This window comes from Spirillospora sp. NPDC000708, assembly GCF_040299565.1.
Taxonomy (GTDB): Bacteria; Actinomycetota; Actinomycetes; order Streptosporangiales; family Streptosporangiaceae; genus Spirillospora.
In genome coordinates this window covers 1-11,052 of the sequence record NZ_JBEPCJ010000166.1, presented here as the reverse complement: position 1 = coordinate 11,052, position 11,052 = coordinate 1, and the positions used below count along the sequence as shown (strand labels likewise).

At 70.3% G+C, this 11,052-nt stretch carries 8 protein-coding genes and 2 pseudogenes; 2 read left to right on the top strand and 8 right to left on the bottom strand.

Going from position 1 to position 11,052, the window contains the following annotated elements; all coding sequences use genetic code 11:
- Window positions 1-27: 27 nt before the first annotated feature.
- The 3 genes from ABT299_RS51060 to ABT299_RS51050 all read right to left on the bottom strand — a co-directional run bounded on the left by ABT299_RS51060 (window position 28) and on the right by ABT299_RS51050 (window position 4,225).
- Entirely contained in the window at window positions 28-1,233 is a 1,206-nt protein-coding gene (locus ABT299_RS51060; RefSeq protein ID WP_500255284.1) for an amidohydrolase family protein, read from the bottom strand.
- A gap of 95 nt (window positions 1,234-1,328) precedes the next feature.
- A complete protein-coding gene (locus ABT299_RS51055; RefSeq protein ID WP_500255283.1) occupies window positions 1,329-3,458 on the bottom strand; it encodes an acetate--CoA ligase family protein in 2,130 nt (709 codons plus the stop codon).
- A 119-nt stretch (window positions 3,459-3,577) separates the two neighbouring features.
- Window positions 3,578-4,225 (bottom strand): TetR family transcriptional regulator, encoded by a 648-nt coding sequence (locus ABT299_RS51050; RefSeq protein WP_194737425.1) that lies wholly within the window; start codon window positions 4,223-4,225, stop codon window positions 3,578-3,580.
- Between the two features lie 82 nt (window positions 4,226-4,307).
- Between ABT299_RS51050 and ABT299_RS51045 the strand changes: the two are divergent.
- Window positions 4,308-4,639 (top strand): annotated as a pseudogene (locus ABT299_RS51045) (DDE-type integrase/transposase/recombinase); the annotation flags it as partial.
- Window positions 4,640-5,071: 432 nt separating this feature from the next.
- On the opposite strand, the gene ABT299_RS51040 reads toward ABT299_RS51045, so the two are convergent.
- Entirely contained in the window at window positions 5,072-5,686 is a 615-nt protein-coding gene (locus ABT299_RS51040) for a class I SAM-dependent methyltransferase (RefSeq protein WP_500255282.1), read from the bottom strand.
- A gap of 264 nt (window positions 5,687-5,950) precedes the next feature.
- On the opposite strand from ABT299_RS51040, the gene ABT299_RS51035 reads away from it, so the two are divergent.
- On the top strand, window positions 5,951-7,741 hold the full coding sequence (locus tag ABT299_RS51035) for a RecQ family ATP-dependent DNA helicase (RefSeq protein WP_500255281.1): 1,791 nt from the start codon (window positions 5,951-5,953) through the stop codon (window positions 7,739-7,741).
- Between the two features lie 212 nt (window positions 7,742-7,953).
- Here ABT299_RS51035 and ABT299_RS51030 read toward each other — a convergent pair.
- From ABT299_RS51030 to ABT299_RS51015, 4 genes and pseudogenes are all read right to left on the bottom strand, one after another.
- A pseudogene (locus ABT299_RS51030) lies at window positions 7,954-8,528 on the bottom strand (IS256 family transposase); the annotation flags it as partial.
- Between the two features lie 68 nt (window positions 8,529-8,596).
- The gene (locus ABT299_RS51025) at window positions 8,597-9,259 is read right to left on the bottom strand and encodes a hypothetical protein (RefSeq protein ID WP_500255280.1); all 663 of its coding nucleotides are present in this window, start codon (window positions 9,257-9,259) and stop codon (window positions 8,597-8,599) included.
- Between the two features lies 1 nt (window position 9,260).
- Window positions 9,261-9,659, bottom strand: a complete 399-nt coding sequence (locus ABT299_RS51020) for a hypothetical protein (protein WP_500255279.1) — start codon at window positions 9,657-9,659, stop codon at window positions 9,261-9,263.
- A gap of 374 nt (window positions 9,660-10,033) precedes the next feature.
- Window positions 10,034-10,825, bottom strand: a complete 792-nt coding sequence (locus ABT299_RS51015) for an alpha/beta fold hydrolase (RefSeq protein WP_387031590.1) — start codon at window positions 10,823-10,825, stop codon at window positions 10,034-10,036.
- Window positions 10,826-11,052: the final 227 nt, after the last annotated feature.

Genomic DNA, 11,052 nt, shown 5'->3' with positions numbered 1-11,052 from the left:
CGCGCCGGGCGCGGCGGCGGGGGACGCTCAGACGAGGTCGAGCTTCAGCATCCGGATCGCGTTGCCGCGGGTGATCTTGTAGACGGTCTCGGCGTCGAGGCCCTGGAACATCTCCTCGGCCACCTTCCTGGTGTGCGGCCAGGTCGAATCGGTGTGCGGATAGTCGGTCTCGAAGGTGACGCGGTCGACGCCGATCCTGTGCAGCGACTCCAGCCCGTGCACGTCGCGGAAGAAACAGCCGTACACCTGGCGGTGGAAGTAGGTCGACGGCGGCTCGGGGATGGTGTCCCGAACGCCGCCCCAGGCCCGGTGCTCCTCCCACACGTCGTCGACCCGCTCCAGGACGTAGGGCAGCCAGCCGATCTGCCCCTCGGAGTAGGCGACCTCCAACTGCGGGAAGCGGACCAGGACGCCCGAGAACAGGAAGTCGCACAGCGAGGCCATCGCGTTGTTGAACGACAGCGCGGCGGAGACCGCGGGCGGCGCGTCCGCCGAGGTCGCCGGCATCTTGGACGACGACCCGATGTGCATGCTCACGACCGTGCCGGTCTCCTGGCAGGCGGCGAAGAACGGGTCCCACGCGCCGGAGTGGACGCTCGGCAGCCCCAGGTGCGGCGGGATCTCGCTGAAGCAGACCGCCCGGACGCCCCGCGCGGCGTTGCGGCGCACCTCCCGGGCCGCCAGTTCGGCGTCCCAGAGCGGGATCAGGCAGAGCGGGATCAGCCGCCCGCCCGAGTCACCGCACCACTCCTCGACCATCCAGTCGTTGTAGGCCCGCACGCAGGCCAGGCCGAGTTCGCGGTCCTTGGCCTCGGTGAAGGTCTGCCCGCAGAACCGGGGGAAGGTCGGGAAGCACAGGGACGCCTCGACATGGTTGAGCTCCATGTCGGCGACCCGGGCCTTCGGTTCCCAGCAGCCCGGCCGCATCTCGTCGTAGGTGATGGGGGACATCGTCATGTCGTCGCGGTCGAACCCGACGGCGGCGACATGGCGCTTGTGGATGTAGACGAGGTCCTCGTAGACCCAGCAGTCGGCCTGCGGGCCGTCGTCGTCGAAGGTCTGGCGGTAGGTGCCGCCGCCGATGTGCTCGACCGAGCCGATGCCGCGGCGCTCGATCCGCGGTCCGCGGTCGCGGAGCCGGGCGGGCAGCCAGGTCCGCCAGACGTGCGGCGGCTCGACGACGTGGTCGTCGACGCTGATGATCTTCGGTAGCTCGCCGAAGGACGGGCTCATGTTGTGCACCCCACTTATCTGATGGGTCGTCAGAAACAAGGTAGTGGCGTGCCGCCGATTCCGGAAGGTCGCCCGGCGGCAGATCTGATGGGGCGTCAGGCAGAGTGGACGACGGCCAGTGCGTCCAGCGCGACCGCACCGTCCGGCAGGACCGCGAGCGGGTTGATGTCCAGCTCGGCGAGCACGCCGTCGAGCTCCAGCCCCATCCGCTGCACCTTCATGATCACGTCGACCAGCGCGCCGACGTCGGCCCGCGGCCGGCCGCGGGCCCCGCCCAGCAGCGGGAACCCGCGCAGCCCGGCCAGCATCCGGTGCGCCTCGGCCTCGTCGAACGGCGGCACCCGGAACGCCACGTCCTGGAACACCTCGACGAAGACCCCGCCCAGCCCGGCCATCACCGTCGGGCCGAACAGCTCGTCGTGCGCCAGCCCGACGACCGTCTCGACGCCGCCCCGCACCTGCTCGCAGACCAGCGCCGCGTCGACCCCGGGATGCGCGGTGACCCGCCGGTACGCCTCGCGCACCTGCGCCGCCGAACGCAGGTCCAGATGCACCAGCCCGAGGTCGGACTTGTGCGCCACGTCCGGGCCGCACCCCTTCAGCACGACCGGGAACCCGATCGCCGCCGCGGCCCGCGCCGCCGCCGCGGCGCTGCCGGCGAGCTCCTCGCGGGGCGTCCGGATCCCGTACGCGCGCAGCAGCTCCTTGGCGGTGTGCTCCGAGGCGGGGCCGGCCGCGAGCAGCCGCCGCGCCCCGGCGGCGGCCGGCGAGGGAGTCCGCGGCGCGTCCGGGAACGCGGACCGGTACCGGCCCTGGAACTCGTGGAAGTCGAGGTAGGCGCGCACCGCCTTGACGCAGTTGGCGAAGGTGCGGAACACCGCCAGCCGCCGCGAGCCGAGCAGGACGTCCCGGTAGGCCGGCTCGGTCCCGACCGGCGAGCCCCACACCACGCAGACGGGCTTGTCGGTGCGCTCGGCGATCTCGGCGAGATCCCGTGCCAGGACGTCGCTCATCGGCGGGAACGCGCCGGTGATCGGGCAGATCAGCACCCCGACCGCCGGATCGGCCACGATCGTCTCCAGGATGCGGCGCCCGCGCCAGTCGCCGACCGGATGGCCGCCGTTGTCGACCGGGTTGGAGACCCGCAGGTAGCCGGGAATCCACTCGTGCAGCGCCTTCCGCGTCCCGGCCGACAGCTCGGGCAGTTCCAGGCCCGCCGCCGAGCACAGGTCGGCCATGTGCGCGCCGGTGCCGCCCGAGATGGCGTACACGCAGACCCCGCCGCTCACCGGCGGTTTCGCGCGGGCCAGCAGCATGGAGGTGTCCAGCAGCTCGTCCAGCCCGTCGACCCGGGTGACGCCGAACTGCCCGAGCACCGAGGAGGCGACCGCGTCGGACCCGGTGAGCTTGCCGGTGTGCGAGGCGGCCATCGACGCGCCGTCCCGGGTCCGCCCGACCTTCACCACGACGACCGGCACCCCGCGCCGGGCCGCGTGGTCGGCGGCGAGCATCAGCGTGCGGCCGTCCTTGAACCCCTCGACGTACCCGGCCACCGCGCCGACCTCCGGCAGGTCGGCGAAGTGCCGCAGGAAGTCGGCGAACTCCAGGTCCGCCTCGTTGCCGGTCGGCGCCCAGTGCGACACCCGGACGCCCAGCTCCTGCGCCTGGAAGACGGGGCGCCCCTGGTGGCCGCTCTGCGAGATGAGCGCGATCGCGGGACCGTCCAGGTCGTCGCGGAACTCCTCGAACGCGTTGAGGTTGGTGTTCGGGCCCAGCACCCGGAGCCCGTCGAGCGCGAGCCGGCCCATCCGCTCCTGCGCGTCCCTGCCCTCGTCGCCGAGTTCGGCGAAGCCGGACGCGAAGACCACGGCGAAGCGGGCCCCGGCCGCGGCGAGCTCGTCGAGCACCCCGGCCGGATCGCCGACCAGGACGGCGGCGACGTCGATGGGTTCGGGCACGTCGGCCACCGACCGGTGGCACGGCTCGCCGTCCACCACGTCGCGCCCGGGGTTGACCGGGTGGACGCGCGCGCCGACGCGCCCGGCCCAGGCGCGCAGCCTCCGGTAGACGGCGGTGTTCGGCCGGCCCGGTGTGTCCGAGGCGCCGACGACCGCGAGCGTGCGCGGCCTGAAGAACACGCCGAGATCCTCGCCGCGGAGCGCCAGGACCCGGCCGCTCACGTCCCGTTCGATGTCCTCGGCCCGCGAGGGACTGTTATCTGACATACCGTCAGCTTAACCGCGGACGCGGCGAAATCTGATGGGTCATCAGAAACAAGGGCGGGAGAAGGCCCGGTCCCGGCCTCGCCGGATCACGTGGGCGTCCGCGGCCGCCCGGCCGCGGGCTACTTGGGCGGGCGCTTGCCCGAGACGGCCCAGAAGACCAGCTGGGCCATGCTCTCCCGCAGGTCCTCGACCCTGATCTCCCACGCCTCGTAGCCGCGCTGGTGGGCGGCGTTGTGCGCCAGCATCCCGACGAGCGCCCCGGCCATCGCCTCGGGATCGACGTTCTCGGCCACCCGGCCGCGCTCCTGCTGCTCGGCGATCACCGCGGCGAGCGCGGTCACCACGTTGTTGAGCATGCGGACGCGCAGCGTGTGGAAGCGTTCGTCGCCTTCGATCGTGGCGAGGTCCACCACCCGCAGGACCGCCTCGTTGTCGCGCCAGAAGTCCAGGAAGCCGTCGACGAGCATTTGCGCCGTCTCGTAGCCGGACTTGCCGGTCCACGGCTGGTCCTCGACGAGCGGGCGCAGCCGCCTTCCCGCCTCGGCCATCTCGGCCGCGATGGTGAGGACGGCGGCCTCGATGTCGGCGAAGTACTGGTAGAAGGTGGCGGGGGACGTCCCGGCTCGCCGGGCCACGTCGATCACCGTGATGTCGCGGTACGGCGAGGTGGCGAGCATCTCCGTGAGGCGGCTCAGCAGCCGCTGCCGGGTCGCCTTGGCCCGCCGGCCCGCGACCCTGCCGTCTGCGGTCAGCACGGTTTCTGGCATACCGTCAGTTTAGGGCCTCCGGCCGCGCACGGCCCACGAGTCCCGCACAGAACGGCGACGTCCGACGCCTCGGCTTTTACCTATCCACTCAGCCGTCGACGACCACACCCGCATCGCCTACAGCGAGATGCACCCCGACGAGAAGGCCGCCACCTGCGCCGACTTCCTGCGCCGGGCGGCGACCTTCTTCACAGAGCTGGGCATCACCCGCATCGAACGGGTACTGACCGACAACGCCTGGGCCTACCGCAAGTCCACCGCCTGGCAGCAAGCACTGGACGAGCTGGGCGCCACCGGCCGCCTGACCCGCCCCTACCGACCCCAGACCAACGGAAGGTCGAACGGTTCAACCGCACCCTGACACAGGAATGGGCCTACGCCCGGCCCTACACCAGCAACACCGACCGCACTGCGGCCCGGCTAGCGCGGACCCTGCTAGGCGCCCTGCGCGCCGACCCGTGAGACGCCACCGGCGGGCAGTCAGGCGCGGACGAAGTCGTAGGTGAGCGTGTTCGCCTTGGCGTCGTGGCCGATCGCCGCCCAGTCGTCTCCGAGCCCTTGCAGCCAACCAGGGAAGCGGCCGAGGCGACGGCCCGTGACGCGTCGCAGACGAGGACGAACGGGTGGTCGTCCTCGTCTTCGCTGACGGCGATGCGCCGCCGGGTGACAGCGGTCTGCCAGCTGGCGACGTCTCCGGCAAGCCGCCTTCCATCGCCCCCACTGGCGCGAGGCCGCCGAAGACCTCGTCCAGCGCGTACGCGACTCGCGATAGCGGTGGACGCAGCCCGTGGGCGGCGGAGAGGGTGAGGTGGGCTCCGTCCGGGTCCCTGCCACCCCGCCTGCCCATCACCCGTCCGCGCGGGAGCCCCGGCGGTGCACACTGACGGCATAGCCTCCGCCCCGGTAGTCGTCGCCGTCCCAGGTGGCGAAGCGCTGGTGGAAGCTCAGCCCGGCGGCTGCACACCAGGCGTCGTAGCTCGCCAGATCCACGGTCGGCGGCACCGGAAGGTGAGCGGCGTCCAGGCCGAACCCCGCGACGAGAAGTCCGCCCGGACGCAGGCTCTCGGCCAGTGCACGGATCGCCGCGGGCTCGGTGCCTTGAGCCAGCAGGGGGATGACGTTGCCGGCGGCCACGACGAGATCGAAGGGATCGGCGTCCGGCGGCTCGAAGGTGGCCAGGTCGGCCCTGATCCAGGTCATCTCGGGAGCCATCCGGCGGGCCTCGGCCAGCATGGAGGCGTCCAGGTCCACTCCGACGCAGGCGTAGCCGAGTTCGGCGAGCCGGATCGCGACCCGTCCGGTACCGGTGCCGGCGTCCAGCACTCGCGAACCGGGTGGGACCAGCGACGCGCACAGCCGCGCCTCGCCGTGCACGTCCGCCCCGGCGGCGGCGAGGTCGGCGAACCGGGCGGCGTAGGCCGCCCCGGAACTCTCACCGGCCAGATCGGACCAGCGGCTCATCGACGCCTCCTTCGCAGTGGCCGGGTAAGCCAGGGTATCCGAGCACATCCGAGGCTTCCGATCCACTGCAACGCCACCGGAAAGCCGGTTCCGGCAGGTGGTCGGCGGGCGTTTGCGCAGCCCAATGCCACCGGACGTTTCCGCCGGCGCTTCTGAGAAAGACCTCTGCGTGTTTCGTCGCCCCCGTCGAGGGAGGACGGTCGGTGCCACGCCGGCGCACGGCCCTCGAACTCGGCGGCAGTGACACGGCGCGAGGAGGACTGAATGGGCATGCGGGACGTCTGGGGCCGGATGGGCAGGCGCCGCCGGCTGCGCCGGGTGGCCAGGGAGACCTTCGGCTGGCCGGACCTGCGCCCGGGCCAGGGCAAGGCGATGGAGCACCTGCTGCGAGGCCGCGACGTCCTGCTGGTCATGCCGACCGGCGGCGGCAAGTCGGCCGTCTACCAGGTGCCCGCCCAACTGCTTCCCGGGCCGACCGTGGTGATCTCGCCCCTGATCGCCTTGCAGCGGGACCAGATGCTCGCGCTCACCGGCCGCGACGCCGGCGGAGCCGTGATGGTCAACTCCGCCCAGTCCGAGGGGGCGAGCGAGGACGCCATGGACCAGATCCGGGCGGGCCGAGCCGAGTACATCTTCCTCTCACCCGAGCAGCTGGCCAAGCCGTCGGTCGTGGAGCGGCTCGCCACCGTGCGCCCCTCTCTGATAGCCGTCGACGAGGCGCACTGCGTCTCCACGTGGGGCCACGACTTCCGGCCGGACTACCAGCGGCTCGGCCGGGTGATCGAGCGCCTCGGTCACCCCCCGGTCATCGCCCTGACCGCGACCGCCTCGCCACCGGTGCGCGACGACATCCTCGCGACGCTCGGGCTGGCGGAGGCCCAGCAGATCGTCCGCGGTTTCGACCGGCCGAACCTGTCCCTGAAGGTACGGCGGTTTCACGAGGAGACGGACAAGAGAAAGGCGCTGATCGAGGACGCCGGCGGGCGGAAGGGACTGGGCCTCGTCTACGTCGCCACCCGGCGGGACGCCGAGTCATACGGCGAGGAACTGACCGCGGCGGGCCTGCGTGCGGCTTCCTACCACGCCGGGATGAAGGCGGCGGACCGCAAGCGGGTGCACGAGGCGTTCCAGAATGACGAGCTCGATGTCGTGGTGGCGACCTCGGCGTTCGGCATGGGAATCGACAAGCCGGACGTCCGCTATGTCCTCCACACCGCTCCACCCGAATCCCCGGAGTCGTACTACCAGGAGATCGGCCGCGCCGGACGTGACGGAGAACCCGCGGCCGCCGTCCTGTACTACCGCTCACAGGACCTTGGCCTACGCCGCTTCTTCGCCGCAGGTAAGCCCGACGAAGAGAAACTACTTCAGACCGCGACGCTCCTCCAGACCCACGGTGGCACTGTCCCGGCAACCGAGATGCGTACCACGCTGGGCGTCGGCGCATCCAAGCTGACCGGCCTGGTGAACCTCCTGGAACAGGCTGGAGCCGTGGAAACGACCGGCCGCGGACACCTGCGATACGTCCAGGAGGGACCACCGCCCGAAGAGGCCGTGGCACGCGCCACGGAACTCGACGAGAAACGCCGCCGCGTCGACGAATCACGCATCGACATGATGCGCGCCTACGCGGAGACGACGGATTGCCGCCGCCGTTTCCTTCTGGAATACCTGGGCGAGCCCTACCTGGGCTCATGCGGGCACTGCGATATCTGCCAGGCCGGGGCGACTGCCACGAACCGTGTCAATAGAACGTCCACCCCGCCGGACCAGACCGAAGAGGCCCCGTTCCCCCTACACGCCGAAGTGCAGCACGCCGCATGGGGAACCGGAACGGTGATGCGGGTGGAACCCGACCGCATCACCGTGCTCTTCGGGGAAGCCGGCTACCGCACGCTGTCCCTGGATGCGATCCAGCGCGACAACGACCTCCTAACCCTTCGCTCCGACGCACCTCGCCCACCAGCCCGACGCGGACGGGCCCGCCAACGCACCCCCCGAACACGCCGAAACAAGGCCGCCGCAGATAGCAAGGAATCCACCACCGTGCCTTGACCAGGGAGACCTTTAGGCTCTGTCGCTCACTTTTTCCAGACGGTCCCGGCTGCCGCAACCAGATGATGCATCCGCGCAGGTGTGGTCCGGCCTGGTAGCTGCGCTTTAACGCACATGTTCGATGGCTTCTGCTCCCCGCCGTACCCGAAGCGGGTAGGGCTGGCGGTATCCGTCCTCCGAGACCGTGGGTGGGGCGATGATCGGCTTTCAGTCAGGGTGATGCGGTCACCGTAGTACAGGGATAGCGCGTTCAGCGCTGCCTTCCACCCGGGCGTTTCACCAGACACGTTGGGCCTGCCTTTCAGGGGTTGGCGAATGAACAGGTAGAGCACCTTGAGGGCGGCCTGCTCAGTGGGGAAGTGCCCGCGCCGGCGGGTGGCCTGGCGGAACCGGGCGTTCAGGCTCTCGATCGCGTTGGCGGTGTAGACGATCTGCGGATCTCGGCCGGAACGCCAGGAACGGCGTGAAGGTCCGCCAGACGTCCCGCCACAGCCGGATGATCACCGGATAGCGGCCGCCCCATTCGGCTTCGAAGTCGGCGAACCGCAGTTCGGCGGCTGCTTCGGTCGGGGCGGTGTAGATCTGCCGCAGATCCTTTGGTGAGCCGGCTCCAGTGCGCCTTGGACGCATACCGCAGCGACGAGCGCACCAGGTGCACCACGCATTGCTGGACGGTGGCCGGCGGCCAGATCTCCTCGATCGCCTCGGGCAGGCCCTTCAAACCGTCGCAGCAGGCGATGCACGCGTCTTGGACACCGCGACCGCAGAGTTCGGCCGGCACGGTCATCCTGTCCCGCTCGAATACCCGGCTACGTGACCTGACCTGCGGCTAAGCGGCGTGGTGATACTCGCTGATCACGCCTTTGACGACGCGTTTTCGGCGATGCGGCGCAGGTCAACGGGCCCGGGAGTGTCCGGGTCGGTTTCGTTTCGATGTCCGGTGGGCGCTGCTGCCGCCACTGGTGCGGCCGGTGGCGGTTGTAGTGAACCAGATACTCGCTGAGCACCAGGGGCCAGGTGGCGTTCGCCGAGGATCAGGATCCGGTCCAGGAGTTCGCGGCGGAGGGTTCCGATGACGCGCTCGCAGATGGCGTTCATCCGCGGGGTCCGCAGCAGGGTGGTGATGATCCGCAGCCCGTCGGCTTTGAACACGCCGGCGAACGCGGTCGTGAAGAGGGGATCGCGATCGTGAAGCAGGAACCGCAGTGTGTCGACGCGCTCCCCCAAGTCGGTGGCAAGGCTGCGGGCCTGCCGCACCGCCCACGCCCCGGTCGGATGCGCCGTCACACCGCCCAGGTGGAGTCCGTGGGTTCCGTACTCGAAGAACACCAGCACATACACCCGCTTGAGCAGCACCGTCTCCACCACCAGGAAGTCACACGCGATGATCGCGCGAGCCTGGGCGGTCATGAACTGCCGCCACGTCGAGCCCGCCCGGCGGGGTGCGGGGTCGATGCCGGCGGCGTGGAGGATCTCCCAGACGGTGGACGCGGCGATCGTGTACTCGAGCCGGGCCAACTCAGCCCGGATGCGTCTGTGCCCCCCAGGTCGGGTTCTCCCGCGCCATCCCAACAATCAGCGTCTTGATCGAAACGCCGGTAAGCGGCCGTCCTGGTCGGCGCCGGTCAGTGCAGCTCCACTTCCGGACGACCAGGCGGCGGTGCCAGCGCAGCATCGTGGCCGGGGCGACCGGGAAGACCTCAGCCCACCGGCGGCGGTGAACCAGCCGGGACAACGCCGCCAACCAGAGCCGGTCGAGGTGATCGCGCTGTGGCCGGCCACGCACCTGCCGGCGCAGCACCTGGTTCTCCCGACGCAGCACCAGGAGTTCGACCTCCTTGGACAACTCCGACCGAAGCAGCATCACCAGCAAGCCGAGCAGACACCTGAGCAACCGGGAGACCAGCGACAACAACACCTCGAAACGGTCCCAGCCACGACACTCATCCTGCAACGAAGCCCCAGGTCGCAACACGGAAGCCGAGTTCCCGAGCGGCATACGATCGCGTTCCGCCGGCAGAACTTCGGTGACTACGAGATCCCGTCGCTGCATCTGAAGGAGGGACTGGAGCCCGCAGGCCGCACAGGTTTCGGGCTGCACGTGCGCGGCTGACCGCCGACGATGGACTCCGGGGACGAGGCGGATTGAGCGACCCTCCAAATGACTGGATTCGAGCCACTGCAGACCCTCGTATCGCACCGGTTCGTTGGACACGCGGCCCGCCTCTCCCCAGGACGCTTTCCCTGCACACAGGGCGCGGCCGTTGAGCGGCGGATCGCCTGCCGCGTTCCCTACGGCCGGTGCGAGGTGGTGGTGAGGAAGTCCAGGACCATGGGGCTGGCGTGAGTGCGGGCCTCCTCGAAGTAGGCGTGGCGGGTGTCGGGGATCAGGTGAAGTCGGGCGCCGGGGATCCGGTCGGCGAGCAGGGGTGCGTTGGCGGCGGGGTTGAGCTGGTCATCGGTTCCGTGGAGGACCAAGGTGGGTGCACTGATGCTCGGCAGGAGGTCCCAGGCGTTGTGGCGGTTGCTGGCTGCGAGGTGGTGGCGCCGGGAGTGGGCGGGCATACGGGGGTCGCCGAGGGTGTGGTACGGGCCGGGGTGGTCGGAGAGCCAGCGGGGTGTGTACATGAGCTCCAGCAAAGCTTGCCGCGCGGCTCCGGGGTGAGACTGGGCCAAGGCCCGACGGACGCCGTTGTCGCGTTCGATGCCGTGCGGACCGCCGGGTGAGGTGCAGCCAAGGACCAGGGCGCTGACGCGGTGCGGGTGACGGGCGGCGAGTTGCTGGGCTACACGGCCGCCCATGGACGTGCCATAGATATCGGCCCGGTCGATGCCGAGGTCGTCGAGGACGGCGATGACGTCCTGGGCGAGCAGTTCGGTGGTGTGGGGGGTGTCGGGCTTGTCGCTGTCGCCGGTGCCACGATAGTCGAGCGTGATGGTGCTGCGGGCGGGGTGGAAGTCGGAGCGGACCGGGTCCCACCAGTGGTGGTTGTTGGCCTGGCCCGCCAGCAGGACGAGGGGCGCTCCGTCGCCGCGGAGCTGGTAAGCGATGCGGGTTCCGTCAAGTGTCGTCGTGTACGTCATCAGCTGGTTCCTCATCTCCGGCGGGCCCGAGGGGTGTCGATCCTCGCCGTCCACACCGAGCGGGCTTGCCTGCTGGACAGTCCTGGTGGTCACCTGTTCGGCAGCCCGAGTTCCGACCTAATCCTCACGTCGCGCATTACCCCTCACGTCATCGACCCGATGACCGTCCGCGGGAGATCGTCATGGTGCACGCACCGAGACGGACGAACCGGGGAGATCCCTTGTCA